Origin of the sequence: Luteibaculum oceani (assembly GCF_007995015.1) — a bacterium.
Lineage (GTDB): Bacteria > Bacteroidota > Bacteroidia > Flavobacteriales_D > Luteibaculaceae > Luteibaculum > Luteibaculum oceani.
The window spans coordinates 263,143-283,112 of record NZ_VORB01000004.1 but is presented as its reverse complement, the minus strand read 5'-3'; the positions used below and the strand labels follow the sequence as shown (position 1 = coordinate 283,112).

General features: G+C 39.0%; 15 protein-coding genes. 11 read left to right on the top strand and 4 right to left on the bottom strand.

The window, feature by feature from the left end; translation table 11 throughout:
* Window positions 1-27 precede the first annotated feature (27 nt).
* Genes carB through FRX97_RS05885 form a run of 5 tightly spaced genes read left to right on the top strand, consistent with a single transcriptional unit; the run spans window position 28 to window position 8,065 of the window.
* Window positions 28-2,844, top strand: a complete 2,817-nt coding sequence (carB, locus tag FRX97_RS05905) for a carbamoyl-phosphate synthase large subunit (protein WP_147014269.1) — start codon at window positions 28-30, stop codon at window positions 2,842-2,844.
* Window positions 2,844-3,059, top strand: coding sequence for a hypothetical protein (locus FRX97_RS05900; RefSeq protein ID WP_147014268.1), 216 nt, complete (start codon window positions 2,844-2,846; stop codon window positions 3,057-3,059). The genes carB and FRX97_RS05900 overlap by 1 nt, the downstream gene beginning before the upstream one ends.
* Entirely contained in the window at window positions 3,052-5,643 is a 2,592-nt protein-coding gene (locus FRX97_RS05895) for a YfhO family protein (RefSeq protein ID WP_147014267.1), read from the top strand. The genes FRX97_RS05900 and FRX97_RS05895 overlap by 8 nt, the downstream gene beginning before the upstream one ends.
* Window positions 5,644-5,651: 8 nt before the next feature.
* Window positions 5,652-6,953, top strand: a complete 1,302-nt coding sequence (locus FRX97_RS05890; RefSeq protein WP_147014266.1) for a glycosyltransferase family 4 protein — start codon at window positions 5,652-5,654, stop codon at window positions 6,951-6,953.
* Between the two features lie 2 nt (window positions 6,954-6,955).
* On the top strand, window positions 6,956-8,065 hold the full coding sequence (locus FRX97_RS05885; protein WP_147014265.1) for a hypothetical protein: 1,110 nt from the start codon (window positions 6,956-6,958) through the stop codon (window positions 8,063-8,065).
* On the opposite strand, the gene FRX97_RS05880 is transcribed toward FRX97_RS05885, so the two are convergent.
* Window positions 8,046-8,669: a PIG-L deacetylase family protein gene (locus tag FRX97_RS05880; RefSeq protein WP_147014264.1), complete on the bottom strand. Its 624-nt coding sequence runs from the start codon at window positions 8,667-8,669 to the stop codon at window positions 8,046-8,048. The two genes, FRX97_RS05885 and FRX97_RS05880, sit on opposite strands and share 20 nt — an antisense overlap.
* A gap of 167 nt (window positions 8,670-8,836) precedes the next feature.
* Here FRX97_RS05880 and FRX97_RS05875 point away from each other — a divergent pair, with 167 nt between their 5' ends.
* The 6 genes from FRX97_RS05875 (at window position 8,837) to FRX97_RS05850 (ending at window position 16,487) form a co-directional block, all read left to right on the top strand.
* A complete protein-coding gene (locus tag FRX97_RS05875; protein WP_147014263.1) occupies window positions 8,837-9,670 on the top strand; it encodes a class I SAM-dependent methyltransferase in 834 nt (277 codons plus the stop codon).
* 10 nt (window positions 9,671-9,680) lie between these two features.
* Window positions 9,681-10,547 (top strand): glycosyltransferase family 2 protein, encoded by an 867-nt coding sequence (locus tag FRX97_RS05870; protein WP_147014262.1) that lies wholly within the window; start codon window positions 9,681-9,683, stop codon window positions 10,545-10,547.
* Window positions 10,548-12,437: an asparagine synthase (glutamine-hydrolyzing) gene (gene asnB / locus FRX97_RS05865; RefSeq protein ID WP_147014261.1), complete on the top strand. Its 1,890-nt coding sequence runs from the start codon at window positions 10,548-10,550 to the stop codon at window positions 12,435-12,437.
* A complete protein-coding gene (locus FRX97_RS05860; protein WP_147014260.1) occupies window positions 12,427-13,755 on the top strand; it encodes a polysaccharide deacetylase family protein in 1,329 nt (442 codons plus the stop codon). Before asnB ends, FRX97_RS05860 begins: the two co-directional genes overlap by 11 nt.
* Before the next feature lie 64 nt (window positions 13,756-13,819).
* On the top strand, window positions 13,820-15,301 hold the full coding sequence (locus FRX97_RS05855) for a hypothetical protein (RefSeq protein WP_147014259.1): 1,482 nt from the start codon (window positions 13,820-13,822) through the stop codon (window positions 15,299-15,301).
* Entirely contained in the window at window positions 15,294-16,487 is a 1,194-nt protein-coding gene (locus FRX97_RS05850) for a DegT/DnrJ/EryC1/StrS family aminotransferase (protein WP_147014258.1), read from the top strand. Before FRX97_RS05855 ends, FRX97_RS05850 begins: the two co-directional genes overlap by 8 nt.
* Here FRX97_RS05850 and FRX97_RS05845 read toward each other — a convergent pair.
* From FRX97_RS05845 to FRX97_RS05835, 3 genes are all read right to left on the bottom strand, one after another.
* The gene (locus FRX97_RS05845) at window positions 16,470-18,038 is read right to left on the bottom strand and encodes a hypothetical protein (protein ID WP_147014257.1); all 1,569 of its coding nucleotides are present in this window, start codon (window positions 18,036-18,038) and stop codon (window positions 16,470-16,472) included. The two genes, FRX97_RS05850 and FRX97_RS05845, sit on opposite strands and share 18 nt — an antisense overlap.
* The gene (locus FRX97_RS05840) at window positions 18,016-18,918 is read right to left on the bottom strand and encodes a sulfotransferase family protein (RefSeq protein ID WP_170227042.1); all 903 of its coding nucleotides are present in this window, start codon (window positions 18,916-18,918) and stop codon (window positions 18,016-18,018) included. Before FRX97_RS05840 ends, FRX97_RS05845 begins: the two co-directional genes overlap by 23 nt.
* Before the next feature lie 77 nt (window positions 18,919-18,995).
* Window positions 18,996-19,967, bottom strand: coding sequence for a GNAT family N-acetyltransferase (locus FRX97_RS05835; RefSeq protein ID WP_147014255.1), 972 nt, complete (start codon window positions 19,965-19,967; stop codon window positions 18,996-18,998).
* Window positions 19,968-19,970: the final 3 nt, after the last annotated feature.

Below are 19,970 nucleotides of genomic sequence, written 5' to 3'. Positions count from 1 at the left end.
TTACTTAAGTAAACTTAGTTCTGCTACATGCCGAAAGATAAAAGCATCCGTTCCGTATTAATTATTGGTAGTGGGCCTATTGTCATAGGACAGGCCTGTGAGTTCGATTATTCAGGTTCTCAAGCAGCAAGATCGTTGCGTGAAGAGGGGATAGAAGTAATTCTTATCAACTCTAATCCTGCGACGATTATGACTGATAACGTGGTTGCAGACCATGTTTATCTTGAGCCACTTGAGCCTCAATCTATTGAGAAAATCCTAAAAAACCACAACATCGATGCGGTTCTTCCAACAATGGGAGGGCAAACTGCATTGAACCTGTGCATTAATTGCCAGGAAATGGGCTTGTGGGAAGAATTTGGGGTTAGAATCATAGGTGTGGACATCAACGCCATTGAGATTACCGAAAACCGTGAGGCCTTTAGAAAGTTGATGGGGCAAATTGGGGTTGGTATGGCACCACAGGCAACTGCAAAGTCTTTCTTAGAAGGAAAAGAGGTTGCTCAGAAATTTGGTTTCCCACTTTGTATAAGAGCTTCATATACCTTAGGAGGTGCGGGAGCATCGATCGTATACAACCAGGAGGATTTCGAAAAGCAACTTACTCGCGGACTTCACCTTTCACCTATTCACGAGGTGATGATTGATAAGGCCGTATTAGGTTGGAAAGAGTACGAGTTAGAGCTGCTGCGTGATGATAACGATAACGTTACCATTATTTGTTCTATCGAGAACATGGACCCAATGGGAATCCATACTGGAGACTCTATAACTGTTGCCCCAGCTATGACGCTTTCTGATAAAACATATCAGAGAATGCGCGACATGGCGATAAAAATGATGCGCAGCATCGGTAATTTTGCCGGTGGTTGTAACGTACAGTTTGCCGTAAGTAACGACGAAAAGGAAGATATCATTGCAATTGAGATTAACCCAAGGGTTTCTCGTTCATCTGCGTTAGCTTCAAAGGCAACTGGATATCCAATTGCGAAAATTGCAGCTAAATTGGCGATAGGATACCATTTAGATGAGTTATCCAACCAAATTACTAAAACCACTTCGGCTTTCTTTGAGCCTACCTTAGACTACGTAATCGTAAAGATACCTCGTTGGAATTTTGATAAATTCCACGGTGCAGACAGAAGCCTTGGATTGCAGATGAAATCTGTGGGTGAGGTAATGGGGATAGGTAGATCTTTCCAAGAAGCCCTTCAGAAGGCTTGTCAGTCTCTTGAGATTAAAAGAAATGGTTTGGGAGCTGATGGAAAAGAGCTTACCAACCAAGATAAAATATTAGAGTCGCTTGCAAACCCAAGTTGGAACCGTTTATTCCACCTTTATGATGGTATAAAACTGGGTATTCCAATGAAAACGATTTACGAAAAATCTAAGGTTGATCCTTGGTTCCTTCGTCAAATCGAAGAACTTATTCAGTTAGAGCGCAAGATTGAAAAATTCACTTTAGAAACCCTTCCAAAAGACTTGCTTCTAGAAGCAAAGCAAAAGGGGTATGCCGACAGACAAATAGCACATCTACTAAGATGTTTAGAGTCTGAGGTATTTAAAAAGAGAAATGACCTTGGCATTAAGCGTGTTTACAAGTTGGTTGATACTTGTGCCGCTGAATTTGAGGCGCAAACTCCATATTACTACTCAACTTTTGAGGAAGAGAACGAATCTGTAGCGACTAACAAAAAGAAAATTGTTGTCCTAGGTTCTGGACCAAACAGAATTGGACAGGGAATTGAGTTCGATTATTGTTGTGTTCACGGGGTGCTAGCAGCGAAGGAATGTGGTTATGAGACCATCATGATCAACTGTAACCCTGAAACCGTTTCAACCGATTTTGATACGGCAGATAAGCTTTATTTCGAGCCTGTTTTCTGGGAGCATATTTACGATATCATCCTACACGAAAAGCCAGAAGGGGTAATTGTACAGCTTGGCGGACAAACAGCTCTAAAGTTGGCTGAAAAGCTTTCTAGGTATGGCATTAAGATTTTAGGTACTTCATTTGAAGCCCTAGACTTAGCTGAGGATCGTGGTTCTTTCTCCAGATTGTTAAAGGAAAACGACATTCCTTATCCGAAATTTGGAGTTGTAGAGAGCGCCGAGCAAGCGGTTGAATTATCAAAAGATTTAGGTTTCCCATTGCTAGTTAGACCTTCTTATGTATTAGGTGGTCAGCAAATGAAAATTGTAATCAACGAGGAGGAACTAGAAAAGCATGTTGTTAATATCCTGAGGGATATGCCAGACAACAAAATTCTTCTAGATCACTTCTTGGATGGAGCAATGGAAGCAGAGGCCGATGCCCTTTGTGATGGTGAAAATGTATATATCCTTGGAATAATGCAGCACATAGAACCTGCAGGTATTCACTCGGGAGATTCATACGCGGTATTGCCTCCATACAATTTAGGTGACTTGGTTATCCACCAAATAGAGGATCACACTAGGAAAATTGCGAAAGCATTAAGTACAGTTGGATTGATAAACATTCAGTTCGCCGTTAAAGACGATAAGGTGTATATCATTGAGGCTAACCCAAGAGCATCTAGAACAGTTCCTTTCATTGCTAAGGCGTATAACGAGCCTTACGTTAATTACGCAACGAAAATTATGCTTGGTGAGAAAAAAGTAACAGACTTTAAATTCAACCCAAGAAAGAAAGGATACGCCATTAAAATACCAGTTTTCTCTTTTGATAAATTCCCTAATGTAAATAAGGAATTAGGTCCAGAGATGAAATCTACAGGTGAAGCAATTCGATTTATTGACAATTTAAGAGATCCTTTCTTCAGAGAAATTTACTCTGAAAGAAACCTTTACTTAAGTCGTTAATGGGAATCTTAAGAACTATAGCCCTTATTGTTTTAGGGTATTTGATTATTAGATTTGTGGGGAGGCTGTATAACGCAGCCTCTTCTTCTAATAACCAGTCTAAGAAGAAGTATTCCGGTAACACCACTTCCAAAAAAAACAGGAAGGCGAATTACGGTAAGACTGAAATTGAGGACGCCGATTACATTGAAATAAAGGACAAGAACGATGAATAATATCCTACCTAAATTAAAAGGCCCGCTTTTAGCTGTGGCCATTTTTTTTGGCTTAACATTTGCCTTTTTCTACCCTGCGTTTAATGGTTACAAAATAAAACAGGGGGATATTAAAAACTTCATGGGAATGTCCCACGAAGTGGTTCATCACAGAAATACCACAGGGGAACAAAGTCTATGGACCAACTCCATGTTTGGGGGAATGCCTGTTTTTCAAATATCTACCGTTTATGCAGATCACGCATTGCGATTTGTAGATAAGGCCTTAACCTTGTTTATACCCAACAACTCCCGATTGTTCTTTTTGTACCTAATTAGTTTTTACCTGATGGGGCTTTTATTAGGCTGGCGGAATGAGCTGTCTATTATAGGCGCTATTGGATTTGCGTTTTCCACCTACTTTATTGTGATTTTGGAAGCCGGGCACAATTCTAAAGCACATGCTATTGGGTATATGCCCTTGGTTTTTGGAGCATTTCATAAGTTGTGGAAGTCGGATAAAAAGCTGTTGTACGGAGGTCTTTTCGCTTTAACACTGGCATTAGAAATTTGGTGTAACCACGTTCAAATCACTTATTACCTCGGAATATTATTAGGTTTTTATTCTCTCTTTAAGGTTTACGGTGTTGTTAAGGATAAATCCTTTCCAAATTTCACCAAGACTGTTGGATTTGCTGCTATAGCCACCATACTTGCAGTAGCAGCAAATTTTGCGTCATTATACAATACTTATACCTACAGTAAGGCCACAACCAGAGGTGGTTCGGTTTTAACCATTAAACCTAACGGAGAATCTAACGAGGATATCGTAACCAGTGGTCTGGATAGAGACTATGTGGTTCAATGGTCTTATGGGCTACAAGAATCATGGACCTTGCTTATACCTAATGCAAAGGGGGGAGCTACCTCAGCAATTGGAATGGACAATAAGGCGGTTAGAAAGGCACCGAGAGCATTACAACAGTCCATTGCTCAAAGTAATTCCTACTGGGGGAATCAAGCTTTTACTTCTGGGCCGGTTTATGTTGGGGCAATTGTGGTATTCCTTTTTCTTCTTGCTTGCTTTTGGATACAAGGGCGACTAAAATGGGTAATTATTATTTCTACCGTATTGGCTCTTGCCCTTTCCTGGGGTAAGAATTTTATGGGCCTAACAAACTTTTTCTTGGACTTTATCCCAGGCTATAACAAGTTTAGGGCGGTTACCATTATTCTGGCATTGCTCGAGTTTACTATTCCTCTACTAGCCTTTATGGGGATAGAAAAAATGCTAAGAGAGCGATTTACTTGGGAAGACCACAAGAAAACTTTTTATGGGGTATCCGGAGCGGTGCTAGGATTATTGCTGCTGTTTTGGCTAATTCCTGACACCTTCTTTAGTTTCTTAAGTGAAACTGAAAAACAAAATTTCTTAGGTGCCTCTAATGGCGCCAATGCGGTTCAAATTCAAAATTATATTGATGCCCTAAAAGAGGTGAGGATTAGCATTTTTAAATCGGATGTGCTTAGAAGTTTAGCCTTTATAGTTTTTGCAGCCTTTTTGGTAATGGCGTACTTAAAGGGGCAAATCAAAAAGTCGTACGTATTTATTATTGGCCTTGGGGTGTTAATTTTAGCGGATTTATGGCCGGTTAATAAAAGGTATTTAAATACCGAGAAGGAGCGTGGTCAATACGTAAACTGGGAGAAAAAAGAGTCGGCCGTTGTTCCAGCCCCACCCAGTGCGGCGGACAACCAAATCTTACAAGCCGAGCTAAGAGAAAACCCGCAGTTGGCGCAGGAGATAAATGTTGCTATACAAAATGCACGAGCTGAAAAACCTAATCTAAGCCAACTGGAGCAGGAAAAAATAAAGTTTGCTATCCTCAATTTGAACTCCAATTACAGGGTTTTAAACTTGGCTAGAAGTACTTTTAACGATTCCTATACATCCTTTTATCATAAGTCAATTGGAGGTTACCACGGTGCTAAGCTGAGAAGGTACCAAGACATTATTGATTTTCATTACGCAGGTGGGCTCAACTTTCAGGTGTTGAACATGCTTAACACCAAGTATTTTATTCAAAATCGTGAGGGTAGATTAATTGCCATTCCAAATAATGAACGTTTTGGAAATGCTTGGATGGTCTCTAACTTGATTGAAGTTACGAGTCCTAATGATGCCATCCTCGCTCTTAAGGAAGACGCTTCTGATCTAAGAAATGAGGTGGTTGTGAATGTGAGCGATTTCCCCGAATTAAAAGCATATAGCCCACAATTGGATAGTACAGCTAGTATTAGCCTTACTTCCTATCTGCCAAACGAGCTTACCTATAGTTTTAATGCTCAGAAAGAGCAATTGGTGGTATTCTCAGAAATCTATTATCAGCCAGGTTGGAAAGCATACATAGACGGTGTTGAGGTTGATCATTTTAGAGCCAACTATATACTACGAGCAATGAAGGTTCCGGAGGGCCAACACGAGATTAAATTTGTGTTCAACCCGGAAATGTACAGCACTGGAAATAAAATAAATCTTGCAGCATCTATCCTGATTCTATTGCTTTTAGGTGCAGGAATTTACAGGGATCAAAAGGCGAATTAGTACTTGCTTTGGCAAAGAAGGTTTTAATTTTCACATATTACTGGCCCCCTGGTTCTGGACCGGGGGTGCAACGTTGGTTAAAGTTTACCAAGTTTTTACCGGAAAATAATATCCTGCCAACGGTTATTACTGTAAGAGACGGTAGTTACCCCAATACGGATGAAAATCTTGTCAAAGATATTCACCCAGATGTTCGTGTAATTAAAACGGATAGTTGGGATCCATTTGAATTATACAATCGATTACAAGGCAAAAAAGGAAAATCCATCTCAGTTGGATTAACCGGGATAAAAGATTCTAAATCTGTTTTTCAGCGGTTGGCCATGTTTATTCGAGCCAATTTTTTCATTCCCGATGCCAGAAAGGGTTGGAATAATTACGCCATAAAGGCCGGAAGGGCATTGCTGAAAAACCAGAGTTTTGACGCAATTATTACCACGGGGCCACCTCATTCCACTCATTTAATAGGATTAAAACTAGCCAAAGAGTTTGGGGTAAAATGGATAGTAGATTTTAGAGATCCTTGGACCAAAATTTATTACAATAAAATGTTCCCTCGATCTAAACGCACCGAGAAGAAGGATGCTAGACTGGAGCAAACCGTTTTAGAAAAGGCAGATCGAGTAATTACTATAAGTCCAGGTTTAGGTGAAGACTTGTCATATACAGGTAAAAAAGTAGATATCGTTTACAACGGTTTTGACCCTTCGGATATGGATTTATCCGCTAGGGATTCTGGAACCAATACCGGAAAGTTTGTTTTGGCATATACTGGGAATTTTAAGCCCAACCAAAACTGTCCAGAACTTTGGGTTGTCTTAGAGAAAATTTGCAAGGAGAATAGTCAGTTTAAAAAGGACCTGCAAATTGCGTTAACGGGGAATGTTCACCCTCAAGTATTGGAGGATATAAAGGCTAGAGGGCTCGGAAATAATCTAGAATTAGAGGGGTTTGTTTCCCATAATGAGGCTACCACAAGAATGCGAGCCGCCACAGCCTTGTTATTTATTATTCCGAGAACAGATAGCAATAGATACATATTAACCGGAAAAATATTTGAGTATTTGGCTTCTGGCACCCCTATAGTGGCAATTGGGCCACCAAGGGGCGATGCAGCTAAAATTATTTCAGAAGCTGAAAGGGGCACCATGTTCGATTATTCAGATACGGAAGCAATTGAGCAGCTAATTTTAGACTTATATAATCACCATAGAGACGGAAGCCTTGAAAAGGAAAATACCGATGCGGTTTTTGGTTTTAGTAGATCGGAGCAAACCAAAAAACTAGTTGAGGTAATTAATACGCTGTAGGAATGGAAACAATTTATTTAAAGGATTTTAAGGTGGACCATAGTTTTTATGGAGAAATAGATTTAGGGGCCACCATAAAAAGCTTTAATCTAGATGAAATTAGAAAGCGTTACATCGCATCGCAATCCAATAAAAGCGGGAGATCTGGTAGTGTAGAACGTCGTCCTGCTGGTTTAGGTGGTATTGCCCAATTAAAATTGGCGGGTGGCAAGCTCGTAGAAAGCGAAATCTTAACTAAGGTGAAAGAGCCAAGAGGAATTGATTTTAAAGCTCCTTTTGCTGCAGTATCCTCAGAAAACACCATTTATCTTTTAGATGAAATTGGGAATGCACAGGAAATTAAAAACCCTTGGTTTAGCTATATCCATACTGTGAACTTTAATGATGAGGGTACTGAGGTTTTGGTTTCCTCATCAGGATTTGATTGTCTTTTTACATATAAAATTAAGGAGTTAAGTAAGGCGGAATTTGAGTGGTTTGCTTGGGAAAATGGATTTAATACCGGTAAAAATCCAAGTGATGGTAGCTCCTTTCTTTTAACTAGGGATGAAGCCTTTTCTAGTGACGGACTTCCCGTAAAACTTATAAAGGATCCCATATCGCAAGTGTTGCCTACCGCAATGAGAGCAGCATTTATAAATTCCTCGGAATGGGATGGAGGTGATCATTTTCTAATTACCATGTTTCACCGTGGTGAGGTAAGAAAAATTGACCGAAAAAATCCAACCAAATCAGAAATTGTCTTTACCGGATTAGTTAAACCTCATGGAGGTAAGCGCATCGAAGAAAACACCTATATGGCCACTAATACAGGGGGTGGAGCGGTATGGTTGCGAAAAGGTGAGACCCTAAAGCAATTCGTTTTTGACGGAATCCCGGGTAAACATGATGGCCTAGAAAAACTTGAATGGATACAAAACTCGGTGTACTTACCCAGTAAAGAGGTGTTTATTGCAATTGATTCGAATAGGACCTCCCTGGTGGTATTTAACCCGGATAAAAAATTGATTGACCTTATTGCATATCCCGATCACTGGGCGTTACAGGATATTAATCTAGGTAGATTTTCTGCAGCTCAGAAGGAACGACTACTTAGTATTTCCAGCGAATAGGCTCAAAGGCTTCCGCAAGGTCTTCTCCAGCTTGCATTCCTCGCATTTGCGCTAAGCTTCTAAAGAAGGACTTTGAGGTGTAAGGTCTAAATCCTTGACTTTTGTAGCAAGCGATGGCCTCCGTTTTTGCAGTTAAATTCTCCTCGGTAACTTTAATGTAAAAACGATTATCAAATGCCACATCGTTCCATGGAAGTTCGTAGCCTAGAATTCTAGTTTTTTTAAAAGCCCTGAGGCCTTCGTTATGAATTACTTGATGATCTTGATGTAAGTCTTTACTGTTTGGCATAAAAACCAAATCTGGCTTAAGTTGGCGATTAAGCTTAACCAAGCTTTCCAAAATATCCTGCCTAATTGCTGGGAAATTTCGTACCGCACAATCAAAGGTGATAAGGTTTTCCTTGGGGATTCTCAGTTTTCCCGTAGCATCACCAAGCTCTTTGTACAAAATATCCTTAGGAAATCCATCTGGCACCGAAGCAATGCATGGAGAAAACGCAGCATAAAAGACATTTTTGCCTTCTTGAGCAAAACGATGCAATGTTGCGCCTAGTCCAAATTCACCATCGTCGGGATGGGGTGCAAGTACTAAAATGGTATCCATTCGGCAGTAAATTAATGTTCGTTGGAAGCTCTTCCTTATTTGGGAGGGCAAGATAGAAAAAGTTTTAAGGCGCTTTTGCCTGTAAATACTTCCCTTAAGCAGATCAAAAAGATATCTTTGGCGATTGTTTTAAAAAGAAGCCCAGCTGCTGTAAATCCAAGAAAATAATGTCGAAAACCATAGATGACGTAAAGTCGTTTTGGGAAAATAATCCTCTCTTTACAGGGGAATCTCAATTTGAGCCAGGGAGTAAAGCCTTTTTCGAGCATCACAAGGAAGTGTATTACGACGATGTTTTTGCTGGAAATTTTGAGGATGAGCTCTATATTCCAAAAGACCTAGAGAATAAAAGAGTACTGGATTTGGGTTGTGGTGTTGGCTTTTGGACCATCGAAATTGCACAAAAAAGGAAGGTTGGAGAAATGCATAGTGCAGATTTAACGCAAAATGCACTCGATGTTACTCGTAAACGACTTGATACCTACGAAGTGGACTCTATTTTGGCCCAGCAAAATGCCGAGGCGATGACCTACGAGAGCAACTTTTTTGATCACATAAATTGTCAGGGAGTTATTCATCATACGCCAAATACAGAAAAAACCGTTGAGGAAATTGCAAGGGTGTTAAAACCAGGAGCTACTGCAAGCATATCGGTTTATTACAAGAATTTTTTTGTTAGAAATTGGTCTTCCATTTCGTGGATAGGAAAGTTGCTTCACAAATTAGGAGCTGGACTAAAAGGAAGAGGAAGAGAATCCATATTTAACGAGGGGAATACCGATGAAATAACACGCCTTTATGATGGTGCTGATAATCCAATTGGTAAATCCTACTCCAAACAAGAGTTTATTGATATGGTGGCGCCGTATTTTGAGGTTGAGAAATTACATTTATTCTTTTTTCCAGCTCGCGCGCTACCCATTCCACTACCACGCTTTCTGCATAGGTTGCTGCACAGAAAACTGGGTTTTATGATACATTTGAGCCTCAAAAAAAAGTAATCCTTCCACGATGATATATTTATTGCTACCTGCCTATAACGAGGAATTGTCTCTTCCGAAACTTCTTCCAAAGATTAAAACGGAATTACAGAAACACCAATTGGATTACCGAATGGTGGTTGTAAACGACGGTTCCACCGATAGCACAGCTGAAATTTTGGAGGATTTTGCTAATGATCCGTCAAACCAATTAACTGTTTTAACCCACCCAATTAATCGTGGTTTGGGAGAAACGGAAAGAGATGGTTTTGAGTACATTGCCTCTATTTGCGATGACGAAGATGTTATTATAAGAGTGGAGGGGGATGATACCCACGACCCCAAATACATAGTTGATATTTACAATAAGATCCTAGAAGGATATGATGTTGTAAATACGTCTCGATTCCAACCTGGTGGTGATCAAAAAGGACTAAATACCTACCGAAAAACCATTAGTAAAGCGGCTAATATGTTCATGAAATTCATGTTCAATATTAAAGGTGTAAAGGATTATTCTTGTGGTTTTAGAGGGTACAGAGCTCCAGTAATTAAAGATTCTATTAGAATCTTTGGAAATAACTTTGTTCAACTCCGGGGGTTAGGATTTACAGCAACCTTAGAGGTAATTGTAAAATTAAATATTCTGGGATGTCGCTTTGCTGAGGTGCCTTTTGTACTAAGGTATGACATGAAGGAGAGCGAAAGTAAAATGGTAAGCTCCATTACTACCTTGGGTTATTTTACCATGGCTATCTTGTATCATTGGCCGTTTGGAGGCTGGAAAAGACAATACAAGGGATTAAATAAATTGTACAGATCCGACAGAGAAAAAGCTTGTGAGGAGTTTAACCTCGGGGCATTAAAAACAAAAACGGCATCTAAAATATCCATCTAAATGTGCGGAATTACCGGGTTTATATCTCAACACAATACAGAAAGTAAGCACCAGATTGTAGAATCCATGATGCAAGTAATTGAGCATCGTGGTCCTGATGGTAGTGGGAAATTTGTTGATGAGCATATAGCCTTGGGGCATAGGAGGTTGGCAATTATTGATATCGATAATGGCGCCCAACCCTTTTACTCTGCAGATGGCAGATATGTAATTGTTTTCAACGGGGAGATATACAACTACGTTGAATTAAGACAGGGTTTAATATCAAAGGGCTTTAAGCTTAAAACCTATTCGGATACAGAGGTTTTGTTGTACACCTATTTAGATAGGGGCGCGGATATGTTGAATCTGGTAAACGGAATGTTTGCTTTTGCCATTTACGACACCCAATCTAAAGAGACTTTTATTGCAAGGGATCATTTTGGAGTTAAACCTTTTTATTATCACCAAAGCAAAGACCATTTTGTGTTTGGATCTGAAATAAAATCCATCCTACAATATCCAGAATACAAGAAGGAAATAAACCACCAGGCCTTATACGAGTATTTAACTTTTCAGTTTGTTTTAAGGGAAAGCACCCTTTTTGGAGGGGTGAAAAAGTTAGAACCTGGCCACTACATGAGAGTGAATGGCCGTGGGGAGATTACTGAGTTAAAGAAATATTGGGATGCTTCTTACCGTGTTAATACCGAGAAGTCCAAGGATGAATATGCTGATGAGCTATTGATGCTCATAGAAAACTCCCTATCCATTCAGGTAAGATCTGACGTTCCTGTTGGGGCCTACTTAAGTGGAGGGATAGACTCTAGTACCATAGCTGTTATGGCGGCAAAGAATTATTATGGGGAGTTAAAAACTTTTACCGGAGGTTTTAAAGACAACGGGCCCTATGATGAGAGTAATTTTGCTCGCATTGTAAGCCAAAAAATAAAAAGCGATCACAAAGAGATTTTTCCCAATGCCAGCGATTTTATAGATAACATATCCAAGCTTATTTACCATATGGATGAACCAGGCGGAGGACCTGGATTATTTCCTCAATACATGGTGTCTAAGCTGGCTTCCGACCATGTAAAAGTGGTATTAGGTGGGCAAGGAGGAGATGAAATCTTTGGAGGGTATACACGCTATGCGGTAGCCTATTTAGAGCAGTGTTTAAAGGGAGCTATTTTCGAAACGCAAGAGGAAGGACAGCACGTAGTAACCTTAAATTCCATTATAGCCAATCTCCCATCATTAAGGCAATATGTGCCTATGATAAAGAGTCAATTTTCATCTGGACTTTTTGAGGATATGGATCACAGGTATTTTCATCTGGTAGATCGATCTCCGAGCTTACATAAGATTTATCAGGGTGAGTTTTTAGCTGGAAGAAACGAGGAGCAAATCTTTGGGAATTTTCAAGAGGTGTTTAACGGGGCTGCATCGTCATCCTTTTTCAATAAAATGACCTACTTCGACATGAAGACTTTACTTCCAACCTTGTTGCAAGTAGAAGATAGGATGAGTATGGCAGTTTCATTAGAATCAAGGGTTCCTTTGTTAGATCGAAGAATCGTTGAATTGGCCACTCAAATGCCTCCAACCATGAAATTTTCTGGAGGTAAAACAAAGCATATGCTAATTGAGGCAGTTAAAAACATATTGCCTAAAGAGATTGTAGAGCGAAAAGATAAAATGGGCTTCCCAGTTCCTTTTAATGAATGGATGCAAACCGGAGATCTCAAAGGTTTTGTGAAAGATATTTTCGATTCCCAAAAGGCAAGGTCTCGCGGAATTTTTGATGTGGACGGATTGCTAAAACAAATTGACGAATCCAGTAAATTTAGCAGAGATATCTGGGGAGCTTTAAATGTTGAGCTCTGGCTTCAAAATTTCCATGACGCATAATAACACACTATTTGTAGTATCTGAATCGCATAATTGGCCTTGGCTCAATTATGTTCTCGAAGAATTTTCGAGAATACAATCCGCCGATTTTGAAATTAAAATAGTTGAGGATCTCCCATCTAAAGAAGAGGCAATACCATGTGTTTTTTATGGTGTGCGGAATTCCGAATCTTCATTTTTAAATATACCCTGTCATGCCCATGCAAGGTTTCCCAGTGGCATGAAAGAACATTCTCGTGGTTTTTTTGGATATGAAGCTAAAGGAGAATGGGATTTATTTTGGAATGCGTTTTTGCATCTTTCCAGAAAGGAAGAATACGATGCCGAGCTATCTGGTAAAAGGGTAAGAAGTTACAGAAATTTGCATCCAGACAACAATGGTCAAAGGTATTTAACTCCAAGTGTCAATTTAATTTTTGACTGGCTGGAGGAGCTTCTTACAACTCATTATCCATCTCTGCAATTTAAGCCAGGTGCCAAGCCAAATATTGAGTTTTCTCACGATTTAGATTACATAAAAAAAACAATCCAGCTCAGGCTTAAGCAATCCGTTTTTAATGCATTTAATGCGGTTAAGGCACTTCCAAACTTTAAAAAGGCCGGTTCAAAAGCGGCAAGGGCATTTAGGTTTCTAACACAAACGCCTAGTTATTGGTGTTTTAATTATTGGCTAGAAAAAGAGCGCGAGTATGGAGTTAATTCGGTGTTTTATGTTTACGCCGACGCACCAAAAAATAAAGGATTTAGAAGTTGGTTAATAGACCCATCTTATCAAATAAGCACCAATAAGAGGCTTCAAGATCAGTTAAAGGCTATGCACCAGGATGGATGGGAAATTGGTTTGCATGGTAGTTTTGCTAGTGCAGAAAATCCATCGCTGTTAAAAGCAGAAAAGGAGATTTTGGAACACGCATTGGGAATACCGGTAACCAAAACGAGGCAGCATTGGTTAAATTATACCGAGCAAATCACTCCTTTTGTGCATCAAGAATTATTTAAGCAGGATTCTACAATTGGATGGAATGATCAGGTGGGATTTAGAGCGGGAGTTGCCAGTAGGTACCGCCCTTGGAATCACAAAGAAAATAGACCATTTGATTATTGGGTTTTACCGCAGGTAGTTATGGATTCTAATCTATTCGATTATGCGGACAACTCAAGTATTGATGTTTTCGACCAGGCAAAAACTGTTGTGGCTAAGGCGATGTCATGTAAAAATGCCGCAATTTCTATTTCTTGGCACCCTAGAACGTGCAGCAGCGATTATAATTGGCAAAATCCCTACCTAGAATTTTTAAAAGCATATGGAAACAAGTAATCCATACAAAAGTGTATTAAAGAAATCGCTTCCAAGATTGGTTAATATGATCAATTTGGATTCGATGTCAGAAAAATACGGATATGCCGACCGCCAATATTGGGCATGGAAAACCATTGATTTCCCTAATGGAACCTATCAGGGTATGGCTCACAGTTTGGCCATTTCTGCAAAATTGGGATTGATAAATAAGAATGACGCCCTCTTTTTAATAGATGCCCTTATTTGTGCTATACCCAAGATTAGACACAATAATGGATCGGTTGAGGAAGCTTTTCCAGAGGAGCATTCCTTTTGTGTAACGGCCTTGGTGGCATTTGATATTTTATCGGCCATTTATAGATTAAAAGCCGAATTGGGTGAGGGCAAAACCAAAGATTACCTGGAAATCATACGTCCACTAATTGATTTTATTACCCACAACGATGAAACCCATGCAATAATTTCCAATCATTTAGCAACAGGTGTTGCGGCTATTGCATTATGGAATCATTTGTCGGGTGATAAAAATGGAAGAGGAGAAGAACTTCTTGGAATAATATTGGACCACCAGTCTGAGGAGGGCTGGTATATGGAGTACGAATCTGCGGATCCCGGTTACCAAACTCTTTGCACTTATTATTTATGTGCGGCGAATGAAGTTTTAAATGACGATGGCTTGCATAACAGCATAGCTAAAAGCATAGCATTTTTAAGAAATTTCATTCATCCCGATGGAAGTATTGGAGGGATTTATGGATCGCGGAATACGGAAGTTTATTATCCGGGTGGTTTGGTAGGATTAGAGCAGCAAAGGGGACTGTATTGTGCCACTGAAAAGCTTTTACAATCCTGGACTAGTGAGTCCGCAATTTTACCTGAAAACATTGACCGTGAAAATCTCATTCCTTTGGTTAATTCGGTTGCATATGCTGCACTGATGTTGGAGGAAAACGGCAAGTTAATTGAGCCCCCTATGGGTGAGTTAAACTACCATAAAGATTTTCCAGAGGCGGGACTGTATGTGCATTCTACTGAAACTTATTATGCGGTTGTTAATTATAAAAAAGGCGGAGTATTAAAGGTGTTTGATCGGGTTAAAAAGCAATGGGATATAGAAGATGGGGGATTGGTTTTAAGAATAGGGCAAAAACAATATTCAACCCAGTCGTATCTTCCAAACATATCTTTTAAGACTCGGGAAATAAAAACAGAATTATTCGAAGTAGGTACGAGTTACCCTTCATACTTTCAAACTCTGCTGATCCGTCTATTTGCCCTAACAATATTTAAAATTAGAGCTTTGCGAGAAGGGTTTAAAAAGGCAGTAATCCGCTTGTTGATTACGGGCAAAAAGCCTTTGCGTGGAGTTGGGGTTAAACGTCATTTTTCATTCAACGAAGAAGGAATTTTAGTTACAGAGTTTTTGTCAAAAAAAATGCCCAATGCCGAGGTGTTACGCCCAGGTAAGTATAAAACCATCCACATGGCAAGTAGTGGATACACAGCCTTAACCCGTTTACCAAAGTTTGAAAGTAATCTAGTAAGATTCGAACTGCATGATTAAACTGATACCAAGGTTAAAACCGCAGTGGACCCTAAAGGATTTTGTTGCGGCCTTAACGCCCAAAAAGAACGCGAAAAGTGAGTACGAGAGGGCCTTTGCTCAAAAGTTTGGATGTGAGCATGGAGTTATGTTCTCGCATGGTAGAAGTGGATTGTATGCGCTTTTTAAGGTTTGGGGATTAAATCAGGACGAAATTGTTTGTCCAGCATATACCTGTGTGGTAGTACAGAACGCCATTGTTTTGTCGGGTAATATCCCAGTTTTTGTAGATAGCGAGGCACCTGGAAAAGGGTTCAATATGGATCCAGATCTGTTGCGCAAGGCTATAGGTCCTAAAACGAGAGCAGTTGTGGTTACACATCTTTTTGGGTACCCAATGGATGTGAAACGGGTGCAGCGCATAGTGGAAGATGCGGAAAATAAATATGGCCACAAAATTTATGTAATACAGGATGCTGCCCACAGTTATGGAGCTAGAATCCTAGGAGGTGATTTGGTTACCTCTTATGGTGATGCGGCAATTTTTGGTTCGAATATCAGCAAAATCATAACCAGCGTTTTTGGTGGAATGGTTACAACGAACCAAGAGGAAACTGCCGAAGCGCTTAGGAAATATCAAAAGGAACATTTCAAAAAGAATCACTTTAAGGGACTCAAGCGGTTTTTGTACATGAGTGCCACTGCCATTAGTTTTCATCCCGTGGTGTATGGTTTGGTAAATTGGTTGGAGAGAAAAGGATTTCTGGATCGTTTTGTAAAATATTATGATGAGGGTAAGATTTATTTCCCTTCCGACTGGGACCAATTACCCTGTAGCCTCGAGGCGAGAGTTGGGCATAGTCAGTTAAGTAGATATTACGATATAATTGATTCGCGAGTTAATAATAGTAAAGCTTGGATGCTTGAATTGGCAGCTGACGAACGCTTTAGATTTTTACCTCAGCTTGAGGGGGTAACTTTTAGCCATTGTGTTGCTTTGGTTGAGGATAGGGATGCGATAGTAGAGGAGTATCGCAACTATGGCTTTCAATTGGGGATTCTTATTGAGTACAGCGTGCCAGAGTTTCAGTCGTATAGGAAATATAGAATTGGTCAAGATTTTCCGAATGCCAAATATTATAGCGAACATTGCATCAATTTTCCCATTTGGCGTGGGATGGAAAAGTATTTAGACCCTTCGGAATAAATGCCATTTGAATAAATCCAATTGGTAATTTTTGTGATCAGGAATTTTATAATTCCCACTCCGCAAATCGAGAGAGTTGATTAGATTCAAACCACTAAAATCGAGGCAGCGGTCTACATCTAATTTAGTTTTTGAGGTTTCAAAAATAATAATGAATTGGCACCCCAACTCCTTCATGTTATCTTCAATTTGTTCTGGTGATGTTCCCCAATATTCTGGAGCCCCTTCATAATTCAGATCATTAATGAACCACCAATCAGGAATCATGTGGACTTTCTTTCTGTTACATTCATAAGAAATAGGTTCTACGAAGATTCTGTACCCATCATAAATATTTTCGAACCGATTATTTGGGTTTCTAAATGCAATTAAAACCTTTTGATTTTCGGGGATTGGTTTAATAAAATCTTCCACCGACTTTAAAAACAGGGCAATAAGAAAAGGTTCTACACTCGGAAGAAGACCAGGGTGACCTTTATCGGCGTAAAAACCAATGATTCTGGGGGTTGGTGCTACAAAAATCCAAAAGGAAAAAACAGTTAATGGGCTAAAAGGAAGCGTAATTATTAGAGGTAAACTAACACTTAAACCAAGCATAAAAAAGGTTTGGTCGTCTGCAAAACGCAAGAATTTACTGTTGATGATATATAATCCAAGATGGATGCATCCAAGTGTTAGAAAGAAATTCCACTCTTGCATCGCAACAAAGGAGCAACTCATAAATTGACCAAAAATTATTGTTTCATATATTTCCTTTAAACCAAATTTCTTGGTAGACTTTCTTTTGTACTTTACTTTATCTGTTATGCCAAGACCCTGAATAAGTGATTTTGCACTTTGGATACCATTGTCAATGAAAAGCGGAATTAAATGAAAGGAAAGCAATATGGCGCCAGATATACCAATGATGAGAAAACTTATTTTAAAAGTTAAGAGGAATAAAATCCCAGATATTAAGCTAAAAAGAAAGCCAACAGTGGTGCTTCCAAGAATAATTAAAATTAGTAGCGCAACCGAAAGGTAAATTTGATCTGAGTGCAGAGAGTATATAAAAAGTGGAACAAAACACCAGCCTCCAGCATTGTAATTCATCAATTTAAATATCGAGGAGTAAAAATAGGTGCCTATAGTAGTTAAGAAAAGACAAAGAAGAATATAAGAGAGGGAGCTGTAATCATACCAAGTAAAATGGCTAATTAGCCAGATGAATAGGGTAATGGCAACAAACAACCATCCCCATTTGTTATAAGCTGGAAAGCCAAGTTTAGGGTAGTGAAAATTCCTCGCCTGACCGACGTTTCCTCCACCTAAGTATTTTGAGGTCCCCGTAAGACCGTAGCGCCGTATGTTTAAATATCTAGTTCTATAAAACAAGTAGTTAATCCCATTATGGGCAGGAAGTTGAAGAATCTTAATTAGCTGACCGCAGGGAGTGGAACTAATGTTGTACAGTGTTTTAATTAAGGCCCAAATACCTGAAGGAAATAATAAAATTGGGTAAGTGGATACCTTAAAAATTAACTTTAAATCAATCCTCTCCTTGTGTATCATAAAGTTCTTGAAAGGCGGTTTGAAACTTATAAATTATATCTGGCTTTTGCTTTCGCTTCTTTGCTTGCAGTGGGGCACTTGAAAACTTTTTTCCTTTATTGTCTCTCAATTCAAAATCAAAAAATGTATTGATATTTCTTAAAGTCTCATGAGGATTCTCTTTAAGTTGAGAGTAGTGTACTCTGATAAAGTTTTTTTCAGGAATTTGTTTTAGTTGCTGTTCCATATGTTTTTTGAGGTAAAACACTTGAGCGGCAATTTGAAAATATGGATCACGATTTTGGTATTGCGCCAATTCAGGTGGGGAAGTGGTGAAGTTTTTATCAATTCCTCCAAAGTCAAGTCTTCCCCGGTATAGCGAATAAGCAATATCAAGTTTATCTCTATCCACAATGATAAATTTTGCTTGTGGGAAAATTTTATACAGCAATTTAATTTTTAAGCAATTGCGTGTGTTTTTTATTAATACCGGTAACTTAAAATTATTGTGTAACCATTCAATTTCCTTCCGAAAGCTTACCATTTTTTGATCTGAAATGTTAGCCAAGAAGTGAGAATTTCCAAACCATCGTTTCAGGATGGCTCCCCCTTCCTGCACTCCATTTAAATGACGAGAGTTGCCATAAAATGATTTTACGTCATTTTTTGGGGGAGTTAGGGTTATCAATCGTTTAAAATATTTACCTGAAAAGGGGAATAAAGACCAGAAATTACTTGTGTAAATAACATTGTAATATTCGCTGATTTTCTGGTAAAGAATTGTTGTGCCGGATCGAGGTAAGCCAATAATAAATACAACAGGGCTTTGGGAATTATCCTCAATGCATGGCTCCGGCTTCCTATTAAATATGCCAAGGATTAAACTTAGTATCAAATCCAACGGGCTGAGAAATTTTTGGAGTAAGTTGTAGAGCAAAGTGTACCTAGCTCCCTTTTTTGTTACCAATAACCGGAGTGTCATAACAATTTAGGTACTAGCTTTTCTGAAATTACACGTAGCACTGGAATTGGTATTAGAGGGATAAATTTTCGTATAAATAAATAGTTCTTATTCAAATCCATGGGTTTTGGTGACTTTTTCCAGTTGTAGATGTAGGTGGGGCTCATTTCACAACCCCATCTAGACTTAAACTTGGCTAATTTTTTGTCGGATTGAGGAGTGAGACCGAACCCAAATGAATTAGCATTTTCAGTGCAAGCCATTTTAATTGCTTCGTTTACCAATAAAGTATTTATTCCCAGTTTTTTAAAGTTTTGATCTGTTGCCGCCCAACCATATTCCCAATGTTGTGAATCATAAATAAGAAAGATACCTCCAATAATGCGTTCATCTATTTTTGCCGTTAATAGCATTGTACCCCACTCCTTATTTTCTTGATTTATTAAATTTTTGAATAGGGAAAGCGGTTGTGGAATCATGAGATGTTTATCTCTATATAGGCGTAACATTAAATTATACCATTCGTATAGCGATTTTCCTGCTTTCTTTTCTACTGAGTACGCAACATCACTCTCTTTCGCTCTCCTTTCGGTAGTTCGTATGTTTTGTCGTAGACTCTTACTAAAACTGGATCTTATATCATCATAATTTCCCAATTTTAATATTGCGGTTAAGCTTCCTTGGGTTTCAATTAAGTTCAATGATTTACAAGTCGTTTCCTCAATAGGTTTACTGGTCTTAATTTCCAAGCTTTTAACCTTGTTGTCAATGCAGAAATCTACTAACTGCTTAGATTTAGCCTCTATATCTGTGCCATGGTAGTAATCTTTATGCTGGGGGAAAAAACCAAATGGGTAGTCAATTATTTTTTTTCCTTTTTTTAACCCATATAGGTTTTCAGCCTTGTCGTCAAGTATGATAATTTTGGCAGAATAAGTTTTTGAAAGGACATCAAAAAAAGATTTAGAATTGTAAAAACTTTCTACCATTGT

Bases quoted from the DNA above. Each gene is read 5' to 3' on its own strand.
- carB (WP_147014269.1), top strand. From the start codon at position 28: ATGCCGAAAGATAAAAGCATCCGTTCCGTATTAATTATTGGTAGTGGG.
- FRX97_RS05900 (WP_147014268.1), top strand. From the start codon at position 2,844: ATGGGAATCTTAAGAACTATAGCCCTTATTGTTTTAGGGTATTTGATT.
- FRX97_RS05895 (WP_147014267.1), top strand. From the start codon at position 3,052: ATGAATAATATCCTACCTAAATTAAAAGGCCCGCTTTTAGCTGTGGCC.
- FRX97_RS05885 (WP_147014265.1), top strand. From the start codon at position 6,956: ATGGAAACAATTTATTTAAAGGATTTTAAGGTGGACCATAGTTTTTAT.
- FRX97_RS05880 (WP_147014264.1), bottom strand. From the start codon at position 8,669: ATGGATACCATTTTAGTACTTGCACCCCATCCCGACGATGGTGAATTT.
- FRX97_RS05875 (WP_147014263.1), top strand. From the start codon at position 8,837: ATGTCGAAAACCATAGATGACGTAAAGTCGTTTTGGGAAAATAATCCT.
- FRX97_RS05870 (WP_147014262.1), top strand. From the start codon at position 9,681: ATGATATATTTATTGCTACCTGCCTATAACGAGGAATTGTCTCTTCCG.
- asnB (WP_147014261.1), top strand. From the start codon at position 10,548: ATGTGCGGAATTACCGGGTTTATATCTCAACACAATACAGAAAGTAAG.
- FRX97_RS05860 (WP_147014260.1), top strand. From the start codon at position 12,427: ATGACGCATAATAACACACTATTTGTAGTATCTGAATCGCATAATTGG.
- FRX97_RS05855 (WP_147014259.1), top strand. From the start codon at position 13,820: ATGTCAGAAAAATACGGATATGCCGACCGCCAATATTGGGCATGGAAA.
- FRX97_RS05850 (WP_147014258.1), top strand. From the start codon at position 15,294: ATGATTAAACTGATACCAAGGTTAAAACCGCAGTGGACCCTAAAGGAT.
- FRX97_RS05845 (WP_147014257.1), bottom strand. From the start codon at position 18,038: ATGATACACAAGGAGAGGATTGATTTAAAGTTAATTTTTAAGGTATCC.
- FRX97_RS05835 (WP_147014255.1), bottom strand. From the start codon at position 19,967: ATGGTAGAAAGTTTTTACAATTCTAAATCTTTTTTTGATGTCCTTTCA.